Origin of the sequence: Thiothrix nivea DSM 5205 (assembly GCF_000260135.1) — a bacterium.
In the GTDB taxonomy this organism is placed as follows: Bacteria; Pseudomonadota; Gammaproteobacteria; order Thiotrichales; family Thiotrichaceae; genus Thiothrix; species Thiothrix nivea.
In genome coordinates this window covers 2,113,924-2,140,340 of the sequence record NZ_JH651384.1, presented here as the reverse complement: position 1 = coordinate 2,140,340, position 26,417 = coordinate 2,113,924, and the positions used below count along the sequence as shown (strand labels likewise).

The following is a 26,417-nucleotide window of genomic DNA, read 5'->3' as shown; positions in this document are numbered from 1 at the left end:
GGGCATCCTAAAAAATCACCACCAGGGTGGCCGCTATCAATAGCACCAGATAGCGGGGCTGGTTGAGCAGGCGCTCAATCCGGTCCAGATAACGGCCCAGCCGACTGAGCATGGCCGTGGCGTTGCCGCCTTGCTGTTGCAGCAACAGGCGCTCTTCCAACCATTCCAGTTGTTCCGCAGCCCATTGCATCAGCTTGCCCAACAGGCCGGAACCACGTCCGATGCTGCTTTCCAGCCGCAGTTTGCCCTGTTGCAATGCCTGCATGTCCGCCAGGGTGGAAATGCCACCGTGATGAGAGGGTGTACCGCTGAGCTTGTCCAGGATTTGCCCGTCGAATACCTGCGCTTCCTGTGACAGCGCCATGGTTGGTTTGACGAACAGCCAGTCGGCCAGCGGATCCAGCCAGAAGCGTTGCAAGGCGGCATTGTGCAGCCAACGGCGTTTACTGAGCCAGCGTGGCGCAGCAGGTGCGGTTTGCCAGTTGGTGTGCAGCGCGAATGACGGCGAATGCAGGAACTGGTAAGCCCTCCACACGGCGTGCAGCAGCAGGTGAACCAGCGCCAGCGTGTACCAGCCGAGGGCGATTTCCACCAGCATCAAGCCGGTTTGCGCCAGGGTGGAAAACAGCAGCGAAGTCTTGATGTCAGTTTGCGCCAGCCCGCCCAGCCAGCCGTACAGGAGGGTCAGCCCACCCACTGCCAGCAGCAGGTATTGCAGTGCCGGAGCCTGTTCCAGCAGTGGCTGGATACGCAGCAACAGGTAAACCCCGGCATGTACCATGAGGGAGCCATAGAACACCGCGCTGGAAGGGGTTGGCCCTTCCAGCGCGCGCGTGATCCAGGCTGAAAACGGGAACTGCGCCGATTTCACCAGCGCTGCGGCCATGAAACCCAGCGCCGTTACCCCGACCAACATGCCGGAAGCTTGCGGTTGCGGAACCAGCAGCACATCCCATTCCGTGCTGCGGAACAGGGCGAAGGCCATGAACATGCCCAGCAGGAACCCGGCGTCGCCAATCCGGTTGGTGACGAAGGCGCGGGTGGCGTTGTTGGTCGCCACCTTGCCTTGCCAGTTGTAAGCGATCAGCAGGTAGGAACTTGCCCCGGCCAGTTCCCAGCCGATAAAAGTCAGCATGGCGCTACCTGCCAGCGCGATCAGTTGCATCGCCGCCGTGAATATCATCATTACCATGAAAAAACGCTGGAAACCCGGTTCGCGGTGCAGGTAACTGACCGAAAAGCGCGTCACCAACAGCGCCACCAGAGCTGTCAGCGTGGCCATGCTCAGGCTCAGGGTATCGAGGGTGAAACTGATGCTGGCGTTGTACATGCCACTGTGCAGCCATCGCAACAGCATGACATGCCGCTCGGTAGCCCCGTTCAGCAGGTAAGTTGCATCCGCCGCCAGCACTAGCAGCAGGCTGAGGAAGCACGCCGTTTGCGTCAACCATGCGGTGAAACGTTCGCCACCATCGCCACGGTTCCAGCCGGAAAGCGTCAGCAGGGCAATAAGAACCGCTGTCAGTAGCGGCAGGGCGGGGATTAGGAGTAGCAGTATGTCAGGCATGGGTTTTATCCCCCTGTATCCACGCCGGTGGCAAATACCCCCGCTGCCCGCCGTACCAGTCCAGCGAGTGTTCCGCCTGGGGTAGCGGATGCACGGAACCCTGCCATTGCACGAAACCCTTGCCCGGTTCAAACAGGTGAATTTCATTGTGCTCGGGTGGTTTCGCCGCCAGCAGCACCCAGCCGTTGTCGAGCAGTTGCCGTAGGTAAGCGTGCCGTTGGTAAATTGCCACCAGCGTGTCGACCCCGGCTTCAACCACGACCAGCAGGCGCATCGGTTCGTGCAGTTCCACCATCTGCTGGGCAAAGCCGGTGCGCAGGTCGCTGGAGCCGCCTTCCATCACCCCGAACAGGCCGGTGAGGTTGTGGGTGGCCTTGCTGCCGGAGCCGAAATAGCCGTTTTGCATCCGCGAAAAGTAGTAGTCCATCTGGATGCCGACCCCGACCACGCCGTTGCCTTGCAACTGCGCTTCCAGCAGCTTGCCATCCGGGTCATGGTGAGGGTCGTAGGAAATCAGGAAGGAACGCCGATCCCAGAACACGCCTTGGCTGAGGCTACGTCGCCCGATGAAGGCGACCGCGCAGCCCTGATGCCCCAGTTCCGCGCGGGTCTGGTCGGGGGAGGTGGCACGGCCTTCCACATGACGCTTGGCCTGCTCTGGCGTCAGATGCAGGGGGGCGGAAGCAAACTTGCGGCAGCGTTCGTGCGCCGATTGCCGCGCCGCCTGCTCGGTAAGCTGGCTTACCCGTTGGAATAGCGCGTGATGGTTGGTTGGAATCAGGTCGGTATCCAGCCAGTCGACATCATCGCTGGTGGTGTCGTGGTCAGCCGCCATGAACCAGCAACCGTCCGGAATGTGGATGCCGTGTTCAGCCTCCAGCCGCGTGCGTACTGCTGGCTCGTTGGCACTGCTGGCGAAAGCACGCGCGTTGGGTGCGCCGAACCGTCCGCTGCACGCCCCACAGCCGTAGCCCAGGATATGCGGGTTGTTGAGCTGGCGGGAACGGTGCGCCATCAGCACCACCAGTGGCGCGAACCCGCTGGTCAAGCCGGTTAGCTTGAGGAAGGCTGCCACTTTTTCTACTTTTTCATCCTGGCTCAGACCGATCTGGTTGTGTTCCTTGCTGGGGTATTCCAGCACCCCGCTGGCGGTGTAAGCCACGCGCGTTTTGAGCGGCACGCTGAGTTTGTGTTGGATGTTGCCGATGAAGCGCTGGTAAGTGGAAGGCAACAGGCCGCGCCCGAGCATTTCCAGCAGGCCGAACGCAGCCAGCAGCGGCAAGCCCAGCGTGGTGGTGGCAATATTGTGGCGCATCCGGTGGTTTTTCAGGCGTTTCAGCCACCTAAAAATGCGCTGCCGCTGCTGATGTCGTTGTAGGGGCGTATTGAATACGCCCTCGGCTGCGACAGCAGCCGGAACCTCGCGAAACTCATGCACGGCGGTAACAACCGGCTGCGCCAGCTTGAGCGGGCCGTCGGCATCCAGCGCGCGCCAGTTGTTGGGCAGGCCGAACACGCCCGCAGCACCCAGGGTTGCGAGGTCGGGGGCGATTTCTTCCAGATGACGGCGGATGCTTTCCTCGCGGTCATCCATGCAGAAAATCAGTTGGGCGGCGGGAGGGGTTGAAAGAGAAACCCCTTTATTCAACACCGCGCTGAAAATTTCTTCCTGATAGTGGTGCTCATACGCCCGTAACCATAAATAGCCGCTGGTATTGGGGTCGTCGAGTGCCTGCATGATGGCCAACAGACGGTCGATGCGCCCGCGTTCCAACGAGCTGAAGGCTTGCGCGCCCATACCGAGATGCTGGGCGAGGTGGAACAGCCGCCATGCCTTGCGGTAAATGTCGGTGCCGACCGGGATGACGGTTTCGGGGGCGAGGTTCCAGGTGAGGATCTGGTGGGCGAGCTGATGCCATTCAGGTGGTTGCACATCTTCCTGGCTATCCAGGAATTGCAGGGCAAGCTGTTGCAGGTGTTCTGGCAGGTTGGTGTTCCACACATGGTAGCGGACGAAGAATTCGTCCTGGTTGTGATGGAAATAGCCACGGATGGTGTGCAGGGTGGCGTTGACTTGCCACAGGCGGCTGCTGATCTGGCGGCAATACAGGTGTTCCAGTACCAGCCGCACGGCCAGGTAGTCTTCCAGGCTGGCCTGACGGGGGATGCCGAGGTAATGCGGGTTGCTGGCGCGCCAGTTGAACATGCCCGACCAGCCGGGCAGTTCCAGCGCCAGCACGCGCAGGTAGCCGCCCCAGTGCTGTTTGTGGATGCCGATGCGTACCATTTCCTGATGGATGATTTCCAGCGGGTCATCAGGCAGGGAATCGAGGTAATCGCCCCAGTCTTCCATGCCAGCCAGCCAGGGGGTGGGGTCGTGCTGTACGGCTGCGCGCCAGAAGTGGTAAAAGCCTTCATTTTCCGCCGTAACCGGACGCATGGCGGCGATGCCTTGATCCAGCCAGCTGGCCAGATAACGCTCCAGCAGTGGCAATACCTGTTCCATCACGTCGGTGTTGGTCAGTCTCAGCAACAGGCTACGCAGGGTGAGGGTTTCACCGACCTGATCCAGCAGGTTGTGCAGTAAGTGGCGGCTTTCGGCGTGGATGAAACTTTCCGCATCTGCTACTCCCTCACCGGCTTGCCCCTGCTGGCGGATGTGTTCCCAGACTTCGTTGACATCGGCCAGGCGCAGGTTGAGCAGGGCTTCCGGATGAGGCAGGTCGTAATGCAATTCCAGCTTCACCAGACAGGCTTCCCACAGGCTGTGGATGGCGCTGGTTTCATCCTGCCCGGTGCTGGCCAGCAGTTTTTCGCGTTGTTCGTAGGCAACGTCGGACTGGAAACGTTCCAGCGCGCGGTTTTCCTCTACTTGCCAGCGCATCTGCTGGAAGCTGATGGCCTTGATGTCATTGGCCAGCGCGGTGAGGTAAATGTCGCGGTCGGCGTATGTGTCCGGCTCGCTGGCGAGGACGCTGAAGACATCGTGTTGGGTGATGCGCCCGGCACGGAAAAACCGCCGGTATTCGCTGGCGGGCAAATAGCCCAGCGAACCGCTGTGCTTATGCGCCAGCCGCAGTGCTTCCGCAAACGGCAGGTGCTCGTAATGCATCAGGGGATTGAAATGGACAAAATCCTGCAATGGCGCTTGTATCGGCAGCACCGCCTCCAGCCCGGCAATGGCTGCACGCAGGTACTCACGCTGCTCGGCCTGTGTCTGATTCACGGCATGAACCCTCCGGACAGTGGCGCGCTGGTTTCAGGCGGAAAGTGGCTGACCAGTTGCTGTACGGCAGTATGCATCATATCCAGCAGTGGTAAGGGGTAGAAACCCAGCAGCAGGGTACCTGTCATCAGGCTGCCTGCCGCCACCAGTTCCAGCAGGCGCAGGTCTTCCACCTGCTGCATGTCCAGCCGTACCGGGCCGGTGTACAGGTGCTTGATGGTGCGGATGCTGTAAGCCGCTGTTACCAGCACGCCCAGTGACAGCAGCACGATGGCCCAGCCCCAGGCGTTGAAGCCGCCAATCAGCACATGCAGTTCCGCAATGAAACCGGCTGTACCCGGTAAGCCTACCCCGCCGACAAAGGCGAGGATGATCAGGAAGGCGAACCGTGGCGTCACCTTGATCAGCGAGCCGTAGTCGTTGATGTCGCGGGTATGGGTACGCTCATACAGCAGGCCAATCAGCATGAAGGTCGCGCCCGCCACCAGCCCGTGTGCCACCATCTGGTAGACCGCGCCAGTCATGCCGTACACGTTCAGGGTGGCAATGCCGATCACCACCACCCCCATGTGGCTGACGGAGGAATAGGCGATCATTTTTTTCATGTCGCTCTGCCGCCATGCCAGCAAGCCGCCGTACAGCAGGCTGATTGTACCCAGGGTAAACAGCACGCCCTGTAAGGCGAGTGCCGCTGTAGGCAGGATTTCAATCGCCCGCAGCAAGCCATACGAGCCCATTTTCAGCAGGATGCCGGACAGCAGGATACTGACCGGGCTAGGCGCTTCCACATGCGCCAGCGGTAGCCAACCATGCAGTGGGAACAGCGGCATTTTCACCCCTAAACCGATCAACAGGCCGAGGAAGATCAGTATCTGTTCGGTCGGGCCAACGGATTTCGCCCCAGCCGCCATTGCTTCGAAAGTAAAGGAATGCGTTGGGGTAGCATCAAACAGCACCAGTAGTGCCAGCAGCATGAAGATGGAGCCGCCCATGGTATACAGGACGAAATTGAGCGCAGCCGTCTGCCGGTTTTTGCCGCCCCAACGGTCGATCAGGAAGAACAGTGGGATTAGCACCAGTTCCCAGAATACGTAGAACAAGCCCCAGTCCTGCGCCATGAACACGCCCAGGGTGGCCGCTTCCAGCAGCAACATCAGCAAATAATAGCCTTTGATGTGGTGGGTAATCATGTGCGAGGCCAGCAAGGCCATCAGCACCAGCAGGGTGGTCAGTAGCACCAGCGGGAAGGCGAGGCCGTCGACCCCGAGGGAAAAGGATGTGCCTAACTGCTTGTTCCAGACAATGCTGGTTTTGAGCTGGATGGCTGAACTGGAAAAATCAACCTGTGTGGCAAGAAAGGCGGCATAAGCAAGCGTTAATACGGCAGCCAGAATGGCCGTATTGCGGATGAGGGCAGTGCGCTTGTTGGGAAGCAGGGCTATGGCCAGGGCACCGAAAATGGGCAAAAGTAAAAGCAGGATGAGTGGGTGAGCCATGTATCCGCTGCGCCTTTAAGTTGAGCCGGAATTGGCGCTTGAGAATACAGGGATTTCCCTGGATTGTGTAGGTGTTATACTGGCTGATTGCCCGCTGTTGGGGCATGTTGGGGTGAGTAAATGCAGTTTTCAAACCATCAACTGGTGCTCTATCCGGCCCAGCCTGATAACGGTCTGGTAAAGGAACGTCTGGCGGCTTGTTTGCAGGCATTGGGCTTGCTGGGGATAGCGCTGGAGGAGGGTAGGTATGCGACGGGGGATGCCTTCCTGTCACTGGTGTGTTTTTTGGGGTGTTCGCCGGATATTGAGCTGGAGCCGCAGGTAGGCAAGCCGTTTTGCTATGTGCAATTGCCGCAATCCGATGCGCCCACCACGTTTCAGTTGATCCGCAAGCCTGTGGTCAGCACGGCAAGCTGGGTGGTGATCGGTAATATCCATGAGGCGGAAGCGGTGCCGGATACAGCCCTGTTTGAGGCGCTGGAAGCTGCATCCGGTTGCCGCTGGAAATACGCCTATCGGCGTTGAGGCTTATTTCTTGCCAACATCCCTGGGGATAACGAAGTATTGTGGCTGGCCCGTTTGTGGTGGGGCAGGTTTTGCTGCTGTCGCCGCGCTGGCTGGCTGGGTAGCTTCTTCGGCGGCAGGCAGTTTCAGGGGCTGGCCGGTTCTGCCAGGCTTGAGGGTTTCCGGCGCTGCATAGGATTGGAAGGTGTCGTTGGCTTCAAGCGCCGCTTGGTCTGCGTTATCCGTTTGCGCCGGGAGCTTTTCGCCAGAGGCAGCCATATCCTTTTGGAGGGTGGCGGCAAGCTGTTTGGGCGTGGACGTCATGAATTGGTTCATGTTGGCAATGTCCTGATCGGACAAAGTACCAGCGGCCTGACGCAGTGTCAGGGTGTTCAGCAAGTAGGTGTAACGGGCGCTGGCGTAGTCACGGCGGGCGCTGAACACGTTACGCAGTGCAGTCAGCACGTCCACAGCGGTGCGCGTGCCCACTTCAAAGCCCGCCTGGGTGGCTTCGGCGGCGGTTTCGGCGGAAGTCAGCGCGCGCTGGTTGGCCTTGACCTGGCTGATGCTGGATTGCACGGTCAGGAAAGCATTACGGGCTTGCTGCTCGGTGGTGCGATCTTGAAATTCGTATTGCTGTTGCGCCTGCTGGAAACTGTGTTGCGCTTCACGGATTTTGGAAGAGATGGCTCCGCCCGTGTAGAGGGGCATACTGACTTGTACGCCGACACTGGCTCCGTAGGTTTGAGGATCCAGCAGCGCATTGCTTTCAGTATTGCTGCCGGTTTGTTTAGCAACTAGGTCAACCACCGGCTTTTTGGCGGCGCGCTGACGGTCAATTTCGGTCTGAGCGGCATCCAGGCTGTATTTGCTGGCAGTCAGTTGTTTATTGTTGGCTTTGGCTGTGTTTACCCATTGCTCAATGTCAGCGGGGGCGGGCATGGCTAAGGGCATGTTTGCTGCGGGAGCATTGAGGGTCTGGTAAAAGCCGCCGGTCAGTACACGCAGTTGTTCACGGCTGAGGTCAAGTTGGTTGATGGCGTTGATTTCCTGGGCAATCGCGAGGTCGTAGCGGGATTCAGCTTCTTTGACATCGGTGATGGCGGAGCGGCCTGCCTCGAAGTAGGCACGGGTTTGCTCAAGTTGGCGGCTGATGGCGTCTTTTTCGGTACGGGCAAATTCCAGGTTGTCCTGCGCCAACAGGAAATTGAAATAGGCTTCCGCTGTACGCAGGATCAGGTTCTCGCGTTCTGCTTCCAGACCTGCGCTGGCCTGGGAGATGATGGCATCGGCCTGCTTGACCTGGGCGTTCAATGCACCGTTGTAGAGGGATTTGCTCAAGCCCAGGGTGTAAGTGGCGTTACTGCCGTTGCCGATGTCCTTGGGGTCGGTCAGGGAGGCATCATACTCGGTACGTTGGCGGGTTTCGGTGACTGAGCCGGAAACGGACACCTGCGGCTTGAGCGCGGCCAGCGCCTGGGGCTTGCGTTCCAGGATCGCCAGGTAATTGTTTTCCAGCGCCTTGAACTGGGCATCATAGCCCTTGGCCTGCTGGTATACCTGCAACAGGTTTTCGGCATTCGCCTGTTGGGCTGCCAGTGTCAGGGAAGCGGCAATCAGGATTGCCAGTGTCTGTTGTTTCATAAAAAAACGGTTCCACGATAGAAATTTGTCAATACGTCAGTTTCGCCAGGTATTCGCCGCAAATTATAGCCCCGTTTGCGGTTAGTAAAGCGGCATATCAAGGTCAACTTCCTTGGCCCAGCGATCCAGGCCACCAGAAAGGTTGATCACATTCAGGCCATTTCGTTCCAGATAATAGCACGCATGGGCGCTGCGGATGCCATGATGGCATACCACAACCCAGGTGATTGATGTGTCAAGTTCGCCCATTTTGTGCACCAGTTGCCCCAATGGCATCAGGTATGACCCTGGCAGATGGGCAATATCGTATTCCCACTGCTCCCTAACATCCAGTATTTGTAGAGGTTGTAAGGGGTTTTTCAGGTTATCAGCCAGTTCCTGGGGAGTCCATTGACGCATGTTCAGAAAATGAAAGCGTGCTCAGCCCCGGAGTCTGCCCCGACTAGGGGCTTCAGGCTGGTTTCAAACAGCTTGGTGTGGCTGAATTCACCGTCTTCTTCATGTTTGACGAGAACTGCTTGCATCACCGCGCCATGGCCGACAACCATGAACAAGCGCCCGCCCGGTGCCAAACATTCTTCAAAGCGGTTCAGGTAAACCGGCACAGAGCCAGTGACGGCAATAGCGTCATAACGCTTGCCGGGTGTCCAGTCACGCAGGGCATCGCCGGTATGCAGGGTATGGTTGCGTAGCTTGAGGGGCAATAGCCGTTCTTCTGCTTGGCGGGTAAAATCCTCATAAATGTCAACACTATCGACATGTTTGCTAAGATGGGCCATGCAGGCGGTGACATAGCCGCTGCCGGTGCCGATTTCCAGGCAGGTGTCGTCGGCGGTAATGGCCAGTGTTTGCAGCATCCGGGCTTCCATGCGGGGGAACATCATGTGCTCGCCATGGCCGATGGGGATTTCCACATCAGCAAACGCCAGTGCCCGGTGGGTTTTTGGAACAAAATGTTCACGCTGGATAAAACCAATGGTTTCCAGAACTGTCTGATCCAGTACGTCCCATGGGCGTATCTGTTGTTCGATCATGTTGAAGCGGGCTTGTTCCAGGTTCATGTACAGGCTCCTGACGATGGAATGACGTTAAGAATGCGATAAGAGTACGGATTCAGGCGGGTTGCCGCAAGTTATTGAGTACTGTCAAAAACAATCTGGTGCGAGGTTTTTATGAAAATGTCAGGAATGCTGTTGGGGGGCGGGTTGTTGCTGGCCACCGCCCTGTCAGGGTGTAGCCGTTCGGATGCAGGGGAAAATGCTGTCATGGCGGGGGCCTTCCAGCCATGCAGGGAGCCAAGGCCGGAAATCTGCTACGAGCAATTTGCGCCGGTGTGTGCGACCTTGCAGGATCCCACCATCCGCTGTGTGACAGCGCCGTGCCCTTCCGACATACAGGCAACTTACGCCAATGATTGTAAGGCGTGTGCTGACCCCAAGGTGCAGGGGTTTGTGAAGGGGCAATGCCCGTAAGCGCGATGTAGGTACAAAAAAGGCGGATTCGGTGAGGAATCCGCCCAAGCTGCTGGGGCTTGCGCCCGGCAGGAGTTAGGAATGGTTTAAGGCTTACGCCATGCCTTCGTTGCCATCGGCGTTTTTCAGCTTCGGCGTGTTCAGCTCGACCTTGCCGATGGTTTTCTTGTCGCGCAGGTAGTCAGCGACCACTTCCCAGATCTGTTTGTTTTCCGGAACCTCTTCCTGCACGCTTGCCCAGCCTGCAACCGGGTAGTTTTTGGCGGCGTCCAGTGGTTTGCCGTCCAGCTCCATATCGGAAACGCGCTTGCCCATTTCGGCAGTCGGGTCGAAGCTGAATTTCAGGCCACCTACACGCACCATGTCACCACCTTGTTGGTAGTAAGGGTCAGGGTTGAACAGGTTATCAGCCACGTCTTCCAGAATGGTCTTGATCATTTCGCCGCTCATTTCGTTACGGGTAACAGTGCCGTAAGTGATGGCGGTCTGGTCGGCGACGTGTTCAAACGTGATCGGCTGGCCTGGTAGTACGGATGTCCCCCAACGGAAGCCCGGCGAGAATGCCAGTGGCGCATCCAGCCCTTCCATCAGCGCGTTACAGATCAATTGGTCGAAGGTGCCGTTGAAGTTGCCGCGACGGTACAGGGTGTCGTCACACACGGCCAGCTCTTCCGCCAGTTCCTTGCTGTAAGGTTCGCGGATTTTGGTGATCAGATCGGTCATGCCCTTGTCGGCTTCCAGCAGGTTGGAGAACACCGGCAACAGCTTGTAACGGTAGTCAGCAATTTTGCCGTCTTTCACGTCGAGGTCGAGCACGCCGAGGAACTTGCCGTTGGAGCCTGCGTTGGTGACCAGGGTTTTGCCACCGGCATTTTCTACCACGACTGGCTGGAACACGCCGTCGTGGGTGTGGCCGCCCATGATGGCGTCGATGCCAGTGACTTTGCTGGCCATTTTTAGATCAACGTCCATGCCGTTGTGGGACAGGACGATAACGACTTGCGCGCCTTTGCCACGCGCTTCGTCGACCATTTCCTGCATACGGTCGTCGCGGATGCCGAAGCTCCAGTCAGGCACCAGATGGCGCGGGTTGGCGACCGGGGTGTACGGGAATGCCTGGCCGACGATAGCGACCGGCACGCCGTTGATTTCCTTGATAACGTAAGGGTCGAATACCGGTTCTTCAAAGTCGGTGCTGATGACGTTCTGGGCAACAAAATCCAGTTTGCCGGCGAAATCCTTCTCGATGATTTCTTTTACGCGGTCAGCACCGAAAGTCATTTCCCAGTGCGGGGTCATGACATCCACGCCCAGTGCCAGCTGTGCGTCAACCATGTCCTGTGCGTTGGTCTTCAGGGAAGTCCAGGAGCCTTGCCAGGTATCACCACCGTCCAGCAACAGGGAGCCAGGGCGTTGTGCGCGGATTTGGTCAACCAGGGTTTTTAGGTGGGCGAAACCGCCGACCTTGCCGTATTTTTTGGCGGCTTCCGCAAAGTCGATATAGGTGAAGGCGTGAGCGTCCATTGTGCCCGGCTCAATGCCGTACTTTTTCAGGAAGTGTTCGCCGACCAGATGTGGAACTTGGTTTTTCATGCTGCCGATGCCAATATTGACATTCGGTTCACGGAAATAGATCGGCAGCAACTGGGCGTGGCAGTCGGTGTAATGCAGCAGGGAAACATTACCGAATGCAGGCAGTTCATAGGGGTTGGACGGCGCTTTGGTATCAGTTTTATTACCCTCCTTGCTGGCGTCATCGGCAGCGAAGGCATTGTTCAGGCTGAAGCCGGCGACGCTGGCTGCCGCCAGCATTTGCATGAATTCACGGCGGGTTAGGCTCATTCTTCTCTCCTCAAGTGCGGTACAATGTTTCTCTCACAAAGTCAGGTGACGGAGCTGAAACAGAAATATTCCATTTTTTTGGAATATTTTCCGGTTTTTTTGCATCATCGTCCGTAACAGCAAGCTGAGGGTAGCATGTTAGGCCAGTATCTTCGTTTCAATCGTTTTGGTTACAAATTGGCAGAGCAGCGGGCGAAATTGCACCGGATGGCTCTGGCGTGGTGTGGTGATCATGCGTTGGCCGATGATCTGGTCCAGGATGCGTTGGCGCGGGCGCTGGAAAAACAGGATCAATTGCGCGATGAGGAACGTCTTGGCGCATGGTTATACAAAATCCTGCATAACTGCTGGATGGAGTACCTGCGCACCCGCAAACCTGAAATGGACATTGACGATATTGAACTGACTTGTACGGATTGCCCCGAACGCAAATTTGCCGAACACCAACTGGTGGAACAGGTGCAGGCTGCCGTTGCTTCCCTGCCCCTGGGGCAGAGGGAAGTGATGACGTTGGTTGATCTGGAAGGCTGTGGTTATGAACAGGTTGCCCTCATTCTCGATATTCCGGTGGGCACAGTGATGAGCCGCTTGAGCCGCGCCCGTGAAGCGATGAAAAAACGCCTGCAAGGCGTTCGTAATATGGATAACGTTCACTATCTGAGGAGAGTGAAATGAACCCGGAACAGTATTCCGCCTCTGACGTGTTGCATGCCTTCGCTGATGGCCAGCTGGACGTGGAGCAGAGCCGTCATGTGCTGTCACTGCTGGAAAATGACCTGAGCTTGCAAAAAGAGCTGTGTGAAATCCAGCGCATCAAGCATATGGTGCAGATAGCTTACCCGCAGCCTGAATCTGCCAGGAAGGCTCCTGTACGGCAGATGTCCTCAGGGTGGCGTCATGCTGCCGGTTATGTGCTGGCCTTCTCCCTGACTCTGGTGGCGGGCGCGGTAGGCAATGATTACTACCTGTCCCACCGTCATGCTGGTGAAGGCATTACCCTGAATAATGCAGCGGCAGCTGACGACAACCGTTTCATCGTGTTTATTGATTCACACGAACCCGCCAAACTGGAAGGGGCATTGAGCCAAGCTGAACATCTGGCGGAACAGGTTGAGAGCAAGGCTGGCAGTGTCTACGTGGTTGCCAGTTCGGAAGGTATTGACCTGTTAAGGTTGGGTACGACCAAGTACGAGGGGCGTATTTTCCAGATGAGCCAGGAATACCCGCATCTGCGCTTCGTGGCCTGTAGCAATACGCTGTATAATTTCAAACAGCGTGGTGAAATGGTGGAACTGGTGGACGGGACTGAAATTGCGCCCTCCGCTGTTGAATTCGTGGTGCAGCACCTGCGCCAAGGCTGGCGCTATATTGCGATCTGAAGGGTTGTCGCCCTCAGATTTGTTGTTTGCGGGCGATTTCTTCCCAGTCAATATTATTGCAGGCTTCGCACTCTTCCTTGAAAACGCCGAGCCATGCCAGCAATGCATGTATTTTGCAGCCGGCGCAAAAGCCGAGCACCGTTTCCAGCCACATGAAACCAAAGCAGACCCAGACCATGACCAGCGGTATCCAGCGTGGCATGTAGTTTTCGGTGGTTGGCAGCCATTCCGGGTGACCAACCAGCGCGTTGACCCAACCGGCAAACACTTCGGGGTTAAAGAAAATCAGGCAGGTGATGATAAAACTTGCGCCAATAGACCAAGCGAAGCGTTTGGGAACCAGCGGTTTCCATACTGGGCGTTTGCCCCTGGCCAGAAAGCAGCTGAGCAGGATGGTAGGGGAGAAGCGTGAGGTCAGCACAAACATGCCAGCCAGCATTTCAAATAAGGCGTAAAACAGCAGGTGAGTTTGGAGGGAAAAATCCAGGGTACGGCGAATGGCTTCGACGCTGTAAATGATATGCCCGTCCCAGTCGGTTTCCAGGGTATCCTGAATCATTTCCCCGGTGACTTCCCACTTTGAGCCATAAATGGCGTTGAAAAGTGTAAAGCCCATGTAGATCGGGATGGCCAGCAATAATCCGGCGCGGATACGCACGGCGGTGTCATTGATGTAAGTTGGCGTTTCAGCAAGGTCGCGGAACCAGAGGTTTTTGCAGGTGCTGATGATGGCGGCTATCCCGGTGTTTCCCCCGTGCGTAGGCGTAGGCATCTTGAGTTTCTCCAGCGGTGAACGGCGGTTGTCGGGTAAGCCCCTGTCTTGGGTGACTACTTACCCGACTCAGGGGCAAGATTGTTGGCTGTTATCTCTTTCAGGGCTTCAGCAGGCGGTAGCCTTGTGATTCCAGCCGACCTACTTCAGCTACGCCGGATGGGATGACATCTTCCGGTTTGGCATCGTAGAGTTCCTCAAACTTGATTTTGCGCCCAGCCAGCGTGTTGTAGCACACATCGAACTTGACGCCTTTTTCCTTCAGTTCGGTGATTTTGCCGGGCAGCTTGGCATCGGCATTCATTTCCACTTCCTTGGCTTGGCGTAGCAGGTTAACGCCATCGCCGTTCATCACGATGATGGCTTCGGTTTTCTTGCCGGTGGCGTCGAGTGCCTTGATATAGTTGCTGACATTGCCGAGGATGCCCATGTATTTCTTTTCGTCACCATCCATGCTGACATGCACGACGACTTTTTCAGCGCCGTCGTAATAATTGTCGGCTACTTTGGGGGCGGGAACGCCAGGGTCAAATTTGGCGTCGGCGGGAGCGGCAGCCTCAGCAGGCTTGGCGTCTTCCGCTATCGCCAGATTTGCCAGGCTGCCGAGCATGATTGCGAAACTGAGCATGACGGGTTTTAACATGGGGGTATCCTCCTCGGATGGATGTTTTGATCTTGTGCTTTAATGGCAATGGCTTGCCGGTTGCTCTAGGGCATTGGATGCCTCTTGTTGGTATTGTTTGGTTTACCCTCCTCCAGCAGAAGGAGGGTAATGTAGGGCGGGTTACGCCGCGTCAGTTTCAGCGGAATCGGTTTCGCCCTTGTTGTCCTTCCAGGTCAGCTTGACCTTGTCGCCAGCCTTGCCTGCATAGTTGAAGGCGAGGTAAGGGTTCTTGGAAACGGACGCCCCCCAGTTGGCGGTCATGACGGTCTTGTCACCGGCAGTGACCACGATCTCACTGATGAAATGGGCGGGGACGAGTTCGCCGGTTTTCTTGTCCTTGCGCTGTCCGGTTTCCATCGGGTGGGTCATGAGCGCCTTGACTTCTACAGTGTCGCCATCGGCTTTGGCTTTCAGTTTAATGCTAGACATTGATGATTTCTCCCGTGGTTAACCGCCGCAGCCACCGATGGTGACCTTGACTTCCTGCTTGGCTGAAAGGGTTTTGTCGCCCACTTTGGCGAGGGCGATGACGTTGGAGGTCTTGCCCATCTTGATGCGGGTGGACGCCTCCGGCTTCGCGCCCTCACCGAGGATGAAGGTGGCGGCCAGCGGGTTGGGGTTGTTTTCAACCAGGATGCTCAGTTCGGTGGTGCCTTCCGGGCCGGTGACGGTGACAGGTACAACCGCGCCGTTTTCAGCGATTTCCGGCGCCTTGATCTTGACGTCACCGGACTCTTCCGGGGTAATGGCCATGGCTTTCAGGGTGTCATCCAGGGTTTTGGCGTCAAATGCGCTGCCATCGGCCAGCACCATGCGCGGGGTCAGCAAGCCTGCGCTGACCGCCATGCCGGCAGCACCTGCTGCCAGGCTGCCTTGCAAGAATGTTCTGCGTTTCATAGTTCCTCTCAATAAGCTGGGTATTTTGTCATTCAGGGGCAACAGGTGATGCCTTGGCCTGTACCGATTCCGGCTATACGGCACAGCCATGGCAAGTTGCCCGTGCTAGGGTATGACGCTTGGGAAGGCCGGAATATTCCATTTTTCGGAAATTTTTTTATCCCGCTGGCGGGTTTGTCTGTGATGGTTATCCGCCGATCAATTAGTTATTTGCTTTCATAATGAGCTGCTATAATTATATCCTGCTTTTGTGGTCGCCGAGGAATCTTTCCCACCAGTATCCTAATCCATCAGATAATGCTTCCGGCACTATGCTGGGTTTAAAAATTAACCAATGCGCGCGGTTGTGTGGCATTGGCAGGGTGGGCTATGTAAAATCAGGCAGCCCAGATATGTAGTCATTTTTTAAAGAAAAGATAATGAAAAATATCCAACGCAATGTGATTTTTACCGGCATCGGCTATGTGCTGCCGTTGTTGGCGTCCTTATTGACCATTCCATTGATGTTGCGGCATTTCGGGACGGATGTGTATGGGTTGTACATCATTTGCATATCCCTGATCGGGTTCATGAATTTTATTGACCTGGGTGTAGGTCAGGCCATTGTAAAATACGTAGCGGAATACGAGGTCACCGGTGAGCGCCACAAAGTCAAGCCGGTGCTGGATATTGGGCTGCTGAGTTATATTGTGCTGGGGTTATTGACCGTTGGGCTGTTGTATGGGTTTGCGCCTGCATTGAGTGCTTTTATTTACGACAATAACCTGCAAAATCGCGAAATGGCGCAGGCAGCGCTCAGGATAACCAGCCTGGCGTTATTGCTGAGCTATGTTAACCAGTTTTTCCTGAATGTGTGTCGTGCGTACCACCGTTTCGACATTCCGGCCCTTATCCATAATTCGGCCAATATTGGTGGTATTGTATTGGCGACCATCTTGCTGGTGATGGGGTATTCGCTTAGGGAAGTCCTGTGGGGGTATGTGCTGGTGCAGTCCATTGCCCTGATCTGTGGTTTCTGGTTTAGTCGGCAGGTATTGCCAGAGGGGTTGCGCTTTGGCTTGTCGTTTGATGCCGGCATTTTTGCTGCCATGATTTCTTTCAGTGTGTATACGTTTATTGGCAATTCCGTCATTGCTTTAACTTCCCGGGCTGACAAGCTGCTGATTGGCGGGGTTATTGGCACAGAAGCAGTCACGTATTACCAGATTCCATTCACGATTGCCCAGATGTTGAATGGCATTGTCAATACCCTGGTGCATATCATGTTCCCGCGTTTCAGTGAGTTGGCCAGTCTTGGTAGTGGGCAGGAGTTGCTAAGGCTGTATAAAAACGCAACTCACGTGGTGTTTTTCATCAGTGCATTTATCGCCGTGATGTTGGTGACGACGGGGGAGAGCTTCCTGAGTTTGTGGATCTCCCCCGAGTTTGCCGCGAAGACTGCCATCACCTTGCAGCTGATTGCCGTGTTTTCTTTCTTCAATTCCAATCTTGTGGTGGCTTATTGGGCTGCGCAGGGTGCAGGGGAGGCCAAGCTGACAGCGCTGGTGATTGTATTGAGTGCGGTTGCATATGGGTTTGGGATTTTCTATTTGGGTGAGCGTTACTCTTATAACGGGGTGGCGGTTGCCTTGTACTTGGGCTTGTTGCCATTCCCGCTGCTGTTCATGTGGGTGTCGCGCCATATTGGCCACCGGATTCATCAATATTTGCTGGGTTTGTTACTGACATTTGTGCTAGGGGCGTTGGCTGTTTATTTGCTGGCTTACATGAATAGCCATATTACTAGCAGGCTTATGCATATTTTTGCCAATGGTGCCGTTGCTGCTGTGGTGATGGTGGTATTTTTGGGGTGGTTTTTTGCACGGTTGCGGGAGCGGCGGTCTGCGGAATGACGGCAGTTTTGCAATGATGCCCCGTCAATAAAAAACCCGGCAGAGCCGGGTTTTTTATGCGCAGTTAAGGACGGTGCTTACTTGCGTGAACCAGGGCCGTTCCATTCTTGGCCATTGTTCATGTAAGTCAGGAAGTATTCCAGCGCCTTGTACTCTTTGCTTTCAGGCTTGAGGCCGGCAGCACGTACCTGCTCATTGCAGCCGACGAAGCGGTTGTGCAGCGAACGGGTTTCACCCCAGGCGGAGCGGTATACCGGCCAATGAGTCACGTGGCCGAGGGCAGGGCTGAGCAGGTCAGCGCGGATATTCTTGCCAGCGTTGTAGACGTGGCAGTCAGCGCAGGACATGTTCAACTGGCCGCGTTTGGCGTAGAAATAGTTCTTGCCCATGTCATACCAGTCCATGGCCTTGCCTTCTGGTGCGGGAAGGTCAATCTTGCCACCACGGCCTTCCATGCCGATGTACGCCGCCAATTGCACGATCTTGCCTTTGTCCAGTTGTGGCTTGCCATCCTTGTTGACGAAGCCTTCGCCGTCATGCTCCTTCTTACAGGCTTCCAGCGCGCCTTCCAGGGTGATGACATCATCTTTCTCGGCATCGTAATGTGGGAACTTGGTGCGCACGCCTTTGACATCGCCCAGGCAGTCAGCGTAGGTTTTGCCATCTTTCAGCGCGGTTTCCCACAGTTCTTTGCCTGCGTCAACGTCGCCCTCATACGGCGGGAATTCTTCCATGGCTTCCCATTGCTCTTTCAGGCCAGCGTCCAGCGCATAAGCACCATCCTTGAAGTCGGCTGCCGGAACATCCTTGAACTGCTTGGCGAAGTAGTCCTGGAAGGCTTTCAGGTCTTCAGCGGGAGCCGCGTAGGCTACAGATGCGCTCAGTGACAGCGCAAGTGTGCCTGCCAGAATTGTTTGTTTCATGAAAACCTCCTGATCAAGCCGCATCAGTTTCAGCGGAATCGGTTTCGCCCTTGTTGTCCTTCCAGGTCAGCTTGACCTTGTCGCCAGCCTTGCCTGCATAGTTGAAGGCGAGGTAAGGGTTCTTGGAAACGGACGCCCCCCAGTTGGCGGTCATGACGGTCTTGTCACCGGCAGTGACCACGATCTCACTGATGAAATGGGCGGGGACGAGTTCGCCGGTTTTCTTGTCCTTGCGCTGTCCGGTTTCCATCGGGTGGGTCATGAGCGCCTTGACTTCTACAGTGTCGCCATCGGCTTTGGCTTTCAGTTTAATGCTAGACATTGATGATTTCTCCCGTGGTTAACCGCCGCAGCCACCGATGGTGACCTTGACTTCCTGCTTGGCTGAAAGGGTTTTGTCGCCCACTTTGGCGAGGGCGATGACGTTGGAGGTCTTGCCCATCTTGATGCGGGTGGACGCCTCCGGCTTCGCGCCCTCACCGAGGATGAAGGTGGCGGCCAGCGGGTTGGGGTTGTTTTCAACCAGGATGCTCAGTTCGGTGGTGCCTTCCGGGCCGGTGACGGTGACAGGTACAACCGCGCCGTTTTCAGCGATTTCCGGCGCCTTGATCTTGACGTCACCGGACTCTTCCGGGGTAATGGCCATGGCTTTCAGGGTGTCATCCAGGGTTTTGGCGTCAAATGCGCTGCCATCGGCCAGCACCATGCGCGGGGTCAGCAAGCCTGCGCTGACCGCCATGCCGGCAGCACCTGCTGCCAGGCTGCCTTGCAAGAATGTTCTGCGTTTCATAGTTCCTCTCTCCAGAATTTTATTGGCAAGTTCGTCCGTTAAAGTGTTGAAATGTATTCAACGACCTTGTCAATCTGTTCGTCGTTCAGTACGCCCATCGGCCCGAACGGGATCATGATGGTGTCGGGGTTGGCGACGCGGGCGTCATAGATTTGCGCACGCAGTTTTTCCTTGTCAGGGAAACGGGCGGCCATCCCAATCAGCGGTGGGCCGATATTGCCAGTCATGTCACCGCCAGCGATCATGTGGCAGGCAAGGCAATTACCCAGCTTGCGGTCGAACGCAATTTCCTTGCCCTCATCAGCCGGGGTCATTTTCTTTTCTTCTTGCTTGGCGTCATCAGCCGCGTAAGCAGACTGGAAACCGGCGCTTACCGCCAGTACCGAGACTGACGCAGTAATCGCCAGGATGCGAAAAAATTTCCGCATGGTTACCTCCTCTCTAACAGAAACATCTCTAAAAACATGGCTCAAGCACTGCGGGCAAATGCGCAAGGCGCACTCCCCGAGTCTTGAGATATATCAATAGCCGGACATGCAGCTTAACCGATTGTGGTAAATCACGCAAAAAAACTTTAATAAAACCAACTATTTATAAGTATATAATAATATATTGATATTTATCAAATAGCTCAAAATTTGTCGAGCTGCTTTTCCTGAGTTTCCATCCGCTTGATGTCGAGGGTCATGGCTTGCAGGCGGGCAGCTGTTTGTGCCGGAATGCCGGGTAGCCGCGACGCTTGTTCCAGAATGGCACGGGCGTGCTTGTATTCACCCATACGGATGCTGCGCTCAGCGGCGGAGCGGTAAGCTTCAGCGGGTTGGCCCGCCTGTTCGGCAACGCGTTGGCGCATATCCAGAAATTCGAGGCTGGTTTGTTCAGAAAAATGGCTGCGGCTAAACAATTGCCAGGCTTGTGTAGCCTTTTGGGTGGCCAGCAAAGCTTCTGCCAGCAGGACAAGGATGGCTTCCTGCCCCGGATAGGCGCTGGCCAGTGGCGTGAGCAGCTTTTCGGTCTCAGCATGACGTTGGGCGGCATTCAGCGCTTCCGCCAGCGCGAGGGTTGCCGGTAGTGGGCGTGGTCGCGTCCCCAGCGTTTGCAAGGCAGCATTACTGTTGCCTTTGCGCAACAAGCGGATTGCCTGGGCGTATTGCGCCAGTTGGGTATCGTCTGCCGTCACGGCGGTTGAGCCGGGTGCAGTCAGTGCGCGTAATTTTTCCCTGGCATACAGGTAGTCGCTGTCTTCGCGCGCCGCGCGTTGCCCCAGTTGGTTGGCGCGGGAACGGGTGTCACTGAGCCGGTCAATGCTTAATGGGTGGGAGCGCAGGTATTGGGTGATGTCGCCGTGCAGGTCGGAAGTGCGTCGGTCAAGCTTTTCCAGGAAAGCAGGCATGGCTTGTGGATTCAGCCCGGCGGCGGCAAGGATGCGCAGGCCACTGCGGTCGGCTTCCGTTTCCATCTGGCGGCTGAAAGCCAGTTGCCGTTGTGCCTGGCTGGCGATGGTGCCGGTAATGATGGCTTGGGCGGCATCCGGGCTTTTGCTGGCGGCGGCTGCCCCGGCCAGTACCCCAAGGCCGGTCAGTAGCGGGCTGCCTCGTTGGTCTGTCAGCATCCGCGCAATGTGGCGCTGGGAAACATGGGCGATTTCGTGGGCAATGACGGCAGCCAGCTCGCTTTCAGAACTGGTGCTGAGGATCAAGCCAGAATGGATGACGATCACCCCGCCGGGCATGGCATAAGCATTGATTTCAGAGTTTTTAACGATCAGGAAATAGTAATTGCCGCCGCCGGGGGCGTGGGTGGCCAGACGGTTGCCCAGCGCACGCAACCAGCCGCTCAGCTCCGGGTCTTCTACTACAGGTTGGCTGCCACGCAATTCCCGCAGCAGTTTTAAGCCAAGCGCAGACTCTTCCGAGCTGCTGAGCGTGCTGCTGGCCGGGTCGCCGAGGTCGGGGATGTTCATGTCCGGAATATTGAGGTCAAGGCCAGCGGAGGCAACTGTCAAGGAGCCTGCGGTCAGGCCGGAAAGCAAAAGGCTGTGGAAGGTGATGTATTTCATGCATTCACTATATTACATGCCATGGGTTCTTGACAGTTGATACATCTCAATTAGAATATAAGCAAGTTTTAATATTTATTGGGATGCAGGGTTCTTATGTTTGGGATTCGTGAAGTTGATGCCGCCGGTTTGAAAAAGTTGCTGGATTCGGATGAAAAAGTGCGTCTGATTGATGTGCGTTCCGCTTCTGAAGTGGCGCAGGGGATTATTGAGGGTTCCGAGTTCATGCCCCTGCACACCCTGCCGATGCGAATGAATGATCTGCCGAAAGATGAAACTATCGTCTTCTATTGCCGCAGTGGCGCGCGTTCCGCGCAGGCGTGCATGTTCCTGAAACAAAATACCGGGATTGATGCCATCAACCTGCGTGGCGGCATTTTTGGTTGGTATCAGTCCGGCATGAAGGTTGTGCTGCCGAACGCTGCCTAATTCAGATAATTCTGATATAGTGATGGCGCTATTTGAGAGAGGTGGGCCTACGCTGGCCTGTGAATTGTAAATTATCCGTGAGACACGAAGCATGAAAAAGCTGGCTATCATCGCAACCAAAGGTACCCTGGATTGGGGCTACCCTCCATTTATTCTGGCCTCTACAGCGGCGGCGCTTGGTTATGACGTACAGATTTTCTTCACTTTCTACGGCCTGCAACTGTTGAAGAAAGAGCCTGACCTGCAAGTCACTTCCCTCGGCAACCCCGGTATGCCGATGCCGATGCCGATGCCAGTCCTGTTGCAGGCGCTGCCAGGTATGCAGGGCATGATGACCGCCATGATGAAAAAGAAGATGGCTGACAAAGGCGTTGCCGACCTGAAAGAGTTGCGTGATCTGTGTCAGGAAGCTGATGTCAAATTCATCGCTTGCCAGATGACGGTGGATCTGTTCGAAATGGATCACAAGGAGTTCATTGATGGCGTTGAATACGCAGGTGCTGCGGCATTCTTCGAATTCGCCGGTGAATCTGACATCTGCCTGTTCATCTGATTCCGCAAGGCTTATTGGACAGTCAGTAAAAAGCCGGGTATACCCCGGCTTTTTACATGGAGGGATCGAATCATGAAAATCATGCTTATCAGTGGCAGCCATCGCGAAAGCTCGCAAAGTGAAAAAGTGGCTCGCCATATTGCCCAGTCATTGCTGGACAACCAGCAGGCGACTGAAACCGAAGTTTTTACCTTGGCAGGCAATCCACTGCCGTTGTGGGATGAAGGCATCTGGAATGGTGATGAACAATGGCAAGCGCTACTCAACCCTTTGTCGGAAAAACTGGCCACCAGTGATGGTTTCGTGATTATCTCCCCCGAGTGGCATGGGCAAGTCCCGGCGGGATTGAAAAATTTCTTTTTGTTGTGGGGAGCAGGCGAACTGGCGCATAAGCCTGCCCTGATTGTGACGGTATCTTCCGGCGATGGCGGTGCATATCCGGTCGCGGAATTGCGAATGAGCAGTTACAAGAATAACCGCCTGTGTTATATCCCTGAACATATTATCGTGCGCAATGTAGAGTCGGTTCTAAATGCGGATACAGACAAGAACAATCCGGATGCAGACAATTATTTTCGTCAGCGTATTGTCTATGCTGGGGGGATCTTGAGTGCTTATGCCGAAGCGCTGAAGGTAGTGCGCGCCAGTGGCGTCACCCATACGGAAATGTTCCGGAATGGCATGTAAAACGAGGCTAACAACATGTTGAAAACGGCAGCGAAGACGCCACAGCGGGTATTGAACCGAATTGGGCGTATGAACTATTTCCACGATGACCGTCATGCCGAACGGGCTAACGAAATCCGCTGGTTGGTAGAGGAGTTTGTGGAAATTCCGGTGAAAAACCTGCCGCCTGCGCTGGAAGGTTTTACCATCGTACAGCTTACCGACATGCATCTGCGGCCTTACACCCAGGTGGAGCACATTGAACGGGCTGTGGAAAAAACCAATGCCCTCAAGCCTGACCTGGTGGTGCTGACCGGTGATTACGTTTGGCACGACGAAGAGGATATTCTTGATCTGGTGCCGGTATTGGCGAAGCTGAATGCCTGTTATGGCGTGTTCGCCGTCATGGGTAATCACGACATCAAGACTGACCCTGTGCTGATTGAGGAAACCTTCGTCAAGCACGACATTCCGGTATTGCGCAATGAAGGTCTGGATATCCAGCACGGCAGTGGCGTCATACATCTGGCCGGGATTGATGATGGCTGGCTGGGCAAGCCCGACATCCGGGCAACGCTGGATAAATTACGTGGCGACAAGCCGGTCATCCTGCTGGCGCACGAGCCAGACATGATTGACTGGTATGCAGGAGATACCCGTATTTCCCTGCAACTCTCTGGGCATACGCACGGTGGGCAGGTACAGATCAAGCCGGGCAAACCGTTCATTCGCCCCTATCTTGGCCGCAAATACGTGCAGGGTTTGCACCGGGTCAATGAGTCGTGGATTTACACCAGCCGAGGTATTGGTTCTACCGGTTTACCGATCCGCCGCAATTGCGCGCCGGAAATTACCCATGTCACGCTGGTGGCAGGCGATTATTATCCGCTGGCGGCATGACGTTTTATCTGAAAGGGTTTGGCTATTGCCGCCGTTTCAGTAAACTGTGTGTGTAGATTAAGAGCATTGAGGGAGGCTTCCCGTCGTGGCTTCCACACCTTCTGTAAGCACACCCTTGCCCGGTCGCCCGGATGCTCTGAAAATAATTAGAAAAACAACGAGCTGTGAAAAATTATGTCCGATTCCCAGAACAATGTGCCCAAACGCGACCTGACCGGCCTGAAAGTCGTGGTGGTGGATGACAGCAAGACTATCCTGCGTACTGCTGAGGTTTTGCTCAGTGAGGAAGGTTGTTGGGTCGTGACCGCAGGTGATGGTTTTGAGTCATTGGCAAAAATCGCCTCTTTCAAGCCGGATGTCATTTTCGTCGACATCATGATGCCACGGCTGGATGGTTACCAGACCTGCGCCCTGATCAAGGCCAACCGGCAATACCGGGATACCCCGGTCATTCTGCTGTCCAGTAAGGACAGCATTTTCGACATGGCGCGGGGGCGTCTGGCCGGTTCCGACAAATACCTTACCAAACCATTCACCAAGGAAGATTTGCTGACGGCTATCCATACGCACGTCGTGATTCCGGAAGTCAGCGCCAAGCCAAGCAAAGATGCCCCGATCAAGCAGGCTCTCCCTCCGATCGACCTTGTGGATGACTGAAAGGGGGACATATGGCAGAGCCGCACGTGCTGATTATTGACGATTCCCTGGCGGAGACCCGCATTTTTACTGTCCTGCTGGAAAAGAAAGGCTACAAAGTCAGTGTTGCCTGTAACGGTCAGGAAGGGATAGAGGTCGCCAAGGCGCGTCAACCAGACGTGATCCTGATGGATGTGGTCATGCCGTTGCTGAATGGTTTTCAGGCTACCCGCGAATTGACGCGCGCACCCGAGACGGCGCATATCCCAATTGTTGTGTGCAGTTCCAAGTCAACGGAAACTGACCGGGTGTGGGCGTTGCGCCAAGGAGCCAAAGCCTATTTGGTCAAGCCGGTGGATTCCAGGGTGCTGCTCAGCACGATTGAGCAGTTTGTGCCCGGGGCGCGTCGGTAATGGCAAGCCCTTATGAGTTATTGGCTGGCCTTGCGCTGTTACGGGAAAAGAAACGCCGTGCCCACCAGGACAGCCATCTGGAATTGCAGGAATGGTCAGGCTTCCAGGTGCAGGTGGGGAAGTTTACCTGCCTGATTCCCAGTGGGCAGGTGGAGGAGGTGGTGACACCGGCTTCCATCGCCAGTGTTCGGGGCGTGCCAGCTTGGGTCAGTGGCGTCATCTACTGCCGAGCCCAACTGGTGACACTGGTCGATATGGCTGCGCTGCTACTGGGGAAGGGGGCAACGGCCCTGCCGGGGCGGGCATTTGTGGTACGCGGCAGCGAAGAATGGTTCGGCTTGCAGGCTGGCCAGTTTGAAGGGGTTCGGCATATCTGGTCGGATACACCTGCCTGTGACCCGCCGCAAGATACGTCTGGTGACTGGGTGCGTTACATCCGCCAGTGGTTGCTGCTGGATGGCCAACCGGTAGCCGTGCTGGATGCTGGCAAACTGGTGAGCGCGCTGGAAGTCGGGGAGATCCGGCCATGAGTCCGCTCATCTACCAAATCGTGGTTGCGGTGTTGCTGCTGACAGTATTGGTGCTGGTGGGGCTGTTGTTCCGCATGAAACGCGCAGCCAGTACCCGCATGGCGGGGAATGCCCGCCAGCAACAGCAGGCAGTATTGCGCCTGCTGGATGAAATGAGTTCACTGGCGGATGGTGACCTGACCATGCGCGCGACTGTCACCGAAGATGTCACCGGCGCGATTGCCGATGCTGTCAATTACGCGGTGGATGCGCTGCGCACCCTGGTGGTGCGGATGGATTTGACCTCCAACCGCCTGACCGGTTTTGCCCAGGATGCCGATACCAGGGTCAGTAGTCTGGCGGGTTCCTCCTCGCGTCAGGCCGATGAAATTGCGGTGGCTACAACAGCAATCGCGACCATGACCAAATCCATCCAGCGGGTGTCGCGCAATGCCTCCAGTTCGGCGGAAGTGGCGCGCAAGTCGCTGGAAATTTCGCAGGCGGGGGCGCATACGGTGCGAGCTGCGATTGCCGATATGGTGGCTATCCGCGAAAAAATCCAGGCCACTTCCAAGCGCCTGAAGCGCCTGGGGGAAAGTTCGCAGGAAGTGGGTGACATTGTGCGTTTGATGAACGACATCGCGGAACAGACCAACATCCTGGCGCTGAATGCATCCATCCAGAGCGGCTCCAGCCAGGTGGCTGCGGGCAGCAGCAGCCAGGGTGGTTTCCGGCGTTTGGCGGACGAGATGCAGCAACTTGCCCAGCAGGCAGGGGAGGCATCACGCAAGATTGATGTGCTGATCCGCACCATGCAGGCGGATACCAGCGAGGTCATGGCTTCCATGGAAGAAACCACGGCCAAGGTGGTCGATGGTGCCCGCAATGCCGAATCTGCGGGTGCTGCGCTGGATGAAGTGGAAGATGTAAGCGTCGGGTTGGCGCGCCTGATCGGCAATATTTCTGATGCTGCCGGTAAACAGGCGGGGATGGCGGAAAAGGTGGGTTCCACCATGCACGCCATCCAGGAAATTACCCAACAGACCGCCCGTTACAGTGAGGAAACCAGGGCGTTGGTCGCTGACCTGAACGCAACGGCTGCCGATTTGCGCGGTGCAATCGCGGACTTCAATCTGGCCGAAGAAAAACAATAACGACAGGTGAAATATGATTTCGGACAAATC

29 protein-coding genes are annotated in these 26,417 nt (G+C 56.1%); 13 read left to right on the top strand and 16 right to left on the bottom strand.

Annotation, left to right across the window (positions count from 1 at the left end):
- Positions 1–7 precede the first annotated feature (7 nt).
- Genes THINI_RS10670 through THINI_RS10660 form a run of 3 tightly spaced genes read right to left on the bottom strand, consistent with a single transcriptional unit; the run spans position 8 to position 6,289 of the window.
- Positions 8–1,567: a proton-conducting transporter transmembrane domain-containing protein gene (locus tag THINI_RS10670; protein ID WP_002708607.1), complete on the bottom strand. Its 1,560-nt coding sequence runs from the start codon at positions 1,565–1,567 to the stop codon at positions 8–10.
- Positions 1,560–4,793: a putative inorganic carbon transporter subunit DabA gene (locus tag THINI_RS10665; protein WP_002708606.1), complete on the bottom strand. Its 3,234-nt coding sequence runs from the start codon at positions 4,791–4,793 to the stop codon at positions 1,560–1,562. Before THINI_RS10665 ends, THINI_RS10670 begins: the two co-directional genes overlap by 8 nt.
- On the bottom strand, positions 4,790–6,289 hold the full coding sequence (locus THINI_RS10660) for a complex I subunit 4 family protein (RefSeq protein ID WP_002708604.1): 1,500 nt from the start codon (positions 6,287–6,289) through the stop codon (positions 4,790–4,792). The genes THINI_RS10665 and THINI_RS10660 overlap by 4 nt, the downstream gene beginning before the upstream one ends.
- Before the next feature lie 120 nt (positions 6,290–6,409).
- Here THINI_RS10660 and THINI_RS10655 point away from each other — a divergent pair, with 120 nt between their 5' ends.
- The gene (locus tag THINI_RS10655) at positions 6,410–6,814 is read left to right on the top strand and encodes a hypothetical protein (protein ID WP_002708603.1); all 405 of its coding nucleotides are present in this window, start codon (positions 6,410–6,412) and stop codon (positions 6,812–6,814) included.
- Positions 6,815–6,817: 3 nt separating this feature from the next.
- On the opposite strand, the gene THINI_RS10650 is transcribed toward THINI_RS10655, so the two are convergent.
- The 3 genes from THINI_RS10650 to THINI_RS10640 all read right to left on the bottom strand — a co-directional run bounded on the left by THINI_RS10650 (position 6,818) and on the right by THINI_RS10640 (position 9,498).
- A complete protein-coding gene (locus THINI_RS10650) occupies positions 6,818–8,437 on the bottom strand; it encodes a TolC family outer membrane protein (protein ID WP_002708602.1) in 1,620 nt (539 codons plus the stop codon).
- A gap of 81 nt (positions 8,438–8,518) precedes the next feature.
- On the bottom strand, positions 8,519–8,836 hold the full coding sequence (locus tag THINI_RS10645) for a rhodanese-like domain-containing protein (RefSeq protein ID WP_002708601.1): 318 nt from the start codon (positions 8,834–8,836) through the stop codon (positions 8,519–8,521).
- Between the two features lie 2 nt (positions 8,837–8,838).
- Complete coding sequence (locus tag THINI_RS10640) at positions 8,839–9,498, bottom strand: protein-L-isoaspartate O-methyltransferase family protein (protein WP_002708600.1); 660 nt, start codon at positions 9,496–9,498, stop codon at positions 8,839–8,841.
- A 111-nt stretch (positions 9,499–9,609) separates the two neighbouring features.
- Here THINI_RS10640 and THINI_RS10635 point away from each other — a divergent pair, with 111 nt between their 5' ends.
- Positions 9,610–9,909, top strand: a complete 300-nt coding sequence (locus THINI_RS10635) for a hypothetical protein (protein ID WP_002708599.1) — start codon at positions 9,610–9,612, stop codon at positions 9,907–9,909.
- 93 nt (positions 9,910–10,002) lie between these two features.
- On the opposite strand, the gene soxB is transcribed toward THINI_RS10635, so the two are convergent.
- Complete coding sequence (gene soxB / locus THINI_RS10630) at positions 10,003–11,751, bottom strand: thiosulfohydrolase SoxB (RefSeq protein WP_002708598.1); 1,749 nt, start codon at positions 11,749–11,751, stop codon at positions 10,003–10,005.
- Between the two features lie 135 nt (positions 11,752–11,886).
- Here soxB and THINI_RS10625 point away from each other — a divergent pair, with 135 nt between their 5' ends.
- Entirely contained in the window at positions 11,887–12,426 is a 540-nt protein-coding gene (locus THINI_RS10625) for an RNA polymerase sigma factor (RefSeq protein ID WP_002708597.1), read from the top strand.
- A complete protein-coding gene (locus tag THINI_RS10620; protein ID WP_002708596.1) occupies positions 12,423–13,130 on the top strand; it encodes a hypothetical protein in 708 nt (235 codons plus the stop codon). The genes THINI_RS10625 and THINI_RS10620 overlap by 4 nt, the downstream gene beginning before the upstream one ends.
- Before the next feature lie 13 nt (positions 13,131–13,143).
- Here the strand turns inward: THINI_RS10620 and THINI_RS10615 are convergent, their stop codons facing one another.
- The 4 genes from THINI_RS10615 to soxY (THINI_RS10600) all read right to left on the bottom strand — a co-directional run bounded on the left by THINI_RS10615 (position 13,144) and on the right by soxY (THINI_RS10600) (position 15,463).
- Positions 13,144–13,902, bottom strand: coding sequence for a DUF4395 domain-containing protein (locus THINI_RS10615; RefSeq protein ID WP_002708595.1), 759 nt, complete (start codon positions 13,900–13,902; stop codon positions 13,144–13,146).
- 100 nt (positions 13,903–14,002) lie between these two features.
- Positions 14,003–14,545, bottom strand: a complete 543-nt coding sequence (locus tag THINI_RS10610; protein WP_002708594.1) for a DsrE family protein — start codon at positions 14,543–14,545, stop codon at positions 14,003–14,005.
- Positions 14,546–14,686: 141 nt separating this feature from the next.
- Complete coding sequence (gene soxZ / locus THINI_RS10605; RefSeq protein ID WP_002708591.1) at positions 14,687–14,995, bottom strand: thiosulfate oxidation carrier complex protein SoxZ; 309 nt, start codon at positions 14,993–14,995, stop codon at positions 14,687–14,689.
- Between the two features lie 18 nt (positions 14,996–15,013).
- Complete coding sequence (soxY, locus tag THINI_RS10600; RefSeq protein ID WP_002708590.1) at positions 15,014–15,463, bottom strand: thiosulfate oxidation carrier protein SoxY; 450 nt, start codon at positions 15,461–15,463, stop codon at positions 15,014–15,016.
- Between the two features lie 419 nt (positions 15,464–15,882).
- Here soxY (THINI_RS10600) and THINI_RS10595 point away from each other — a divergent pair, with 419 nt between their 5' ends.
- Positions 15,883–17,355, top strand: a complete 1,473-nt coding sequence (locus THINI_RS10595; protein ID WP_002708593.1) for an oligosaccharide flippase family protein — start codon at positions 15,883–15,885, stop codon at positions 17,353–17,355.
- A gap of 77 nt (positions 17,356–17,432) precedes the next feature.
- Here THINI_RS10595 and soxA read toward each other — a convergent pair whose 3' ends face one another.
- The 5 genes from soxA to THINI_RS23395 form a co-directional block, all read right to left on the bottom strand.
- Entirely contained in the window at positions 17,433–18,278 is an 846-nt protein-coding gene (gene soxA, locus THINI_RS10590; protein WP_002708592.1) for a sulfur oxidation c-type cytochrome SoxA, read from the bottom strand.
- A gap of 13 nt (positions 18,279–18,291) precedes the next feature.
- On the bottom strand, positions 18,292–18,600 hold the full coding sequence (gene soxZ / locus THINI_RS10585) for a thiosulfate oxidation carrier complex protein SoxZ (RefSeq protein ID WP_002708591.1): 309 nt from the start codon (positions 18,598–18,600) through the stop codon (positions 18,292–18,294).
- Positions 18,601–18,618: 18 nt separating this feature from the next.
- Positions 18,619–19,068, bottom strand: a complete 450-nt coding sequence (gene soxY / locus THINI_RS10580) for a thiosulfate oxidation carrier protein SoxY (RefSeq protein WP_002708590.1) — start codon at positions 19,066–19,068, stop codon at positions 18,619–18,621.
- A 38-nt stretch (positions 19,069–19,106) separates the two neighbouring features.
- The gene (gene soxX, locus THINI_RS10575; RefSeq protein WP_002708589.1) at positions 19,107–19,496 is read right to left on the bottom strand and encodes a sulfur oxidation c-type cytochrome SoxX; all 390 of its coding nucleotides are present in this window, start codon (positions 19,494–19,496) and stop codon (positions 19,107–19,109) included.
- Between the two features lie 203 nt (positions 19,497–19,699).
- The gene (locus tag THINI_RS23395; protein WP_002708588.1) at positions 19,700–21,127 is read right to left on the bottom strand and encodes a M48 family metalloprotease; all 1,428 of its coding nucleotides are present in this window, start codon (positions 21,125–21,127) and stop codon (positions 19,700–19,702) included.
- 96 nt (positions 21,128–21,223) lie between these two features.
- Between THINI_RS23395 and THINI_RS10565 the strand changes: the two genes are divergently transcribed.
- The 8 genes from THINI_RS10565 to THINI_RS10530 all read left to right on the top strand — a co-directional run bounded on the left by THINI_RS10565 (position 21,224) and on the right by THINI_RS10530 (position 26,387).
- The gene (locus THINI_RS10565; RefSeq protein ID WP_002708587.1) at positions 21,224–21,556 is read left to right on the top strand and encodes a rhodanese-like domain-containing protein; all 333 of its coding nucleotides are present in this window, start codon (positions 21,224–21,226) and stop codon (positions 21,554–21,556) included.
- 91 nt (positions 21,557–21,647) lie between these two features.
- A complete protein-coding gene (gene dsrE2, locus THINI_RS10560) occupies positions 21,648–22,109 on the top strand; it encodes a sulfur carrier protein DsrE2 (RefSeq protein ID WP_002708586.1) in 462 nt (153 codons plus the stop codon).
- A 72-nt stretch (positions 22,110–22,181) separates the two neighbouring features.
- Positions 22,182–22,796 (top strand): NAD(P)H-dependent oxidoreductase, encoded by a 615-nt coding sequence (locus tag THINI_RS10555; protein WP_002708585.1) that lies wholly within the window; start codon positions 22,182–22,184, stop codon positions 22,794–22,796.
- Positions 22,797–22,811: 15 nt separating this feature from the next.
- A complete protein-coding gene (locus tag THINI_RS10550) occupies positions 22,812–23,675 on the top strand; it encodes a metallophosphoesterase (protein ID WP_002708584.1) in 864 nt (287 codons plus the stop codon).
- A 174-nt stretch (positions 23,676–23,849) separates the two neighbouring features.
- Entirely contained in the window at positions 23,850–24,332 is a 483-nt protein-coding gene (locus THINI_RS10545; protein WP_002708583.1) for a response regulator, read from the top strand.
- A gap of 11 nt (positions 24,333–24,343) precedes the next feature.
- Positions 24,344–24,724 (top strand): response regulator, encoded by a 381-nt coding sequence (locus THINI_RS10540; protein WP_002708582.1) that lies wholly within the window; start codon positions 24,344–24,346, stop codon positions 24,722–24,724.
- Positions 24,724–25,254 carry a chemotaxis protein CheW gene (locus THINI_RS10535; protein WP_002708581.1) on the top strand — a complete coding sequence of 177 codons (531 nt, stop codon included), beginning with the start codon at positions 24,724–24,726 and terminating at the stop codon, positions 25,252–25,254. The genes THINI_RS10540 and THINI_RS10535 overlap by 1 nt, the downstream gene beginning before the upstream one ends.
- Complete coding sequence (locus THINI_RS10530; protein WP_002708580.1) at positions 25,251–26,387, top strand: methyl-accepting chemotaxis protein; 1,137 nt, start codon at positions 25,251–25,253, stop codon at positions 26,385–26,387. The genes THINI_RS10535 and THINI_RS10530 overlap by 4 nt, the downstream gene beginning before the upstream one ends.
- Positions 26,388–26,417: the final 30 nt, after the last annotated feature.

Coding starts and splice junctions, on each gene's coding strand:
- THINI_RS10670 (WP_002708607.1), bottom strand. CDS start 1,567: ATGCCTGACATACTGCTACTCCTAATCCCCGCCCTGCCGCTACTGACA.
- THINI_RS10660 (WP_002708604.1), bottom strand. CDS start 6,289: ATGGCTCACCCACTCATCCTGCTTTTACTTTTGCCCATTTTCGGTGCC.
- THINI_RS10655 (WP_002708603.1), top strand. CDS start 6,410: ATGCAGTTTTCAAACCATCAACTGGTGCTCTATCCGGCCCAGCCTGAT.
- THINI_RS10650 (WP_002708602.1), bottom strand. CDS start 8,437: ATGAAACAACAGACACTGGCAATCCTGATTGCCGCTTCCCTGACACTG.
- THINI_RS10645 (WP_002708601.1), bottom strand. CDS start 8,836: ATGCGTCAATGGACTCCCCAGGAACTGGCTGATAACCTGAAAAACCCC.
- THINI_RS10640 (WP_002708600.1), bottom strand. CDS start 9,498: ATGAACCTGGAACAAGCCCGCTTCAACATGATCGAACAACAGATACGC.
- THINI_RS10635 (WP_002708599.1), top strand. CDS start 9,610: ATGAAAATGTCAGGAATGCTGTTGGGGGGCGGGTTGTTGCTGGCCACC.
- soxB (WP_002708598.1), bottom strand. CDS start 11,751: ATGAGCCTAACCCGCCGTGAATTCATGCAAATGCTGGCGGCAGCCAGC.
- THINI_RS10625 (WP_002708597.1), top strand. CDS start 11,887: ATGTTAGGCCAGTATCTTCGTTTCAATCGTTTTGGTTACAAATTGGCA.
- THINI_RS10620 (WP_002708596.1), top strand. CDS start 12,423: ATGAACCCGGAACAGTATTCCGCCTCTGACGTGTTGCATGCCTTCGCT.
- THINI_RS10615 (WP_002708595.1), bottom strand. CDS start 13,902: ATGCCTACGCCTACGCACGGGGGAAACACCGGGATAGCCGCCATCATC.
- THINI_RS10610 (WP_002708594.1), bottom strand. CDS start 14,545: ATGTTAAAACCCGTCATGCTCAGTTTCGCAATCATGCTCGGCAGCCTG.
- soxZ (WP_002708591.1), bottom strand. CDS start 14,995: ATGTCTAGCATTAAACTGAAAGCCAAAGCCGATGGCGACACTGTAGAA.
- soxY (WP_002708590.1), bottom strand. CDS start 15,463: ATGAAACGCAGAACATTCTTGCAAGGCAGCCTGGCAGCAGGTGCTGCC.
- THINI_RS10595 (WP_002708593.1), top strand. CDS start 15,883: ATGAAAAATATCCAACGCAATGTGATTTTTACCGGCATCGGCTATGTG.
- soxA (WP_002708592.1), bottom strand. CDS start 18,278: ATGAAACAAACAATTCTGGCAGGCACACTTGCGCTGTCACTGAGCGCA.
- soxZ (WP_002708591.1), bottom strand. CDS start 18,600: ATGTCTAGCATTAAACTGAAAGCCAAAGCCGATGGCGACACTGTAGAA.
- soxY (WP_002708590.1), bottom strand. CDS start 19,068: ATGAAACGCAGAACATTCTTGCAAGGCAGCCTGGCAGCAGGTGCTGCC.
- soxX (WP_002708589.1), bottom strand. CDS start 19,496: ATGCGGAAATTTTTTCGCATCCTGGCGATTACTGCGTCAGTCTCGGTA.
- THINI_RS23395 (WP_002708588.1), bottom strand. CDS start 21,127: ATGAAATACATCACCTTCCACAGCCTTTTGCTTTCCGGCCTGACCGCA.
- THINI_RS10565 (WP_002708587.1), top strand. CDS start 21,224: ATGTTTGGGATTCGTGAAGTTGATGCCGCCGGTTTGAAAAAGTTGCTG.
- dsrE2 (WP_002708586.1), top strand. CDS start 21,648: ATGAAAAAGCTGGCTATCATCGCAACCAAAGGTACCCTGGATTGGGGC.
- THINI_RS10555 (WP_002708585.1), top strand. CDS start 22,182: ATGAAAATCATGCTTATCAGTGGCAGCCATCGCGAAAGCTCGCAAAGT.
- THINI_RS10550 (WP_002708584.1), top strand. CDS start 22,812: ATGTTGAAAACGGCAGCGAAGACGCCACAGCGGGTATTGAACCGAATT.
- THINI_RS10545 (WP_002708583.1), top strand. CDS start 23,850: ATGTCCGATTCCCAGAACAATGTGCCCAAACGCGACCTGACCGGCCTG.
- THINI_RS10540 (WP_002708582.1), top strand. CDS start 24,344: ATGGCAGAGCCGCACGTGCTGATTATTGACGATTCCCTGGCGGAGACC.
- THINI_RS10535 (WP_002708581.1), top strand. CDS start 24,724: ATGGCAAGCCCTTATGAGTTATTGGCTGGCCTTGCGCTGTTACGGGAA.
- THINI_RS10530 (WP_002708580.1), top strand. CDS start 25,251: ATGAGTCCGCTCATCTACCAAATCGTGGTTGCGGTGTTGCTGCTGACA.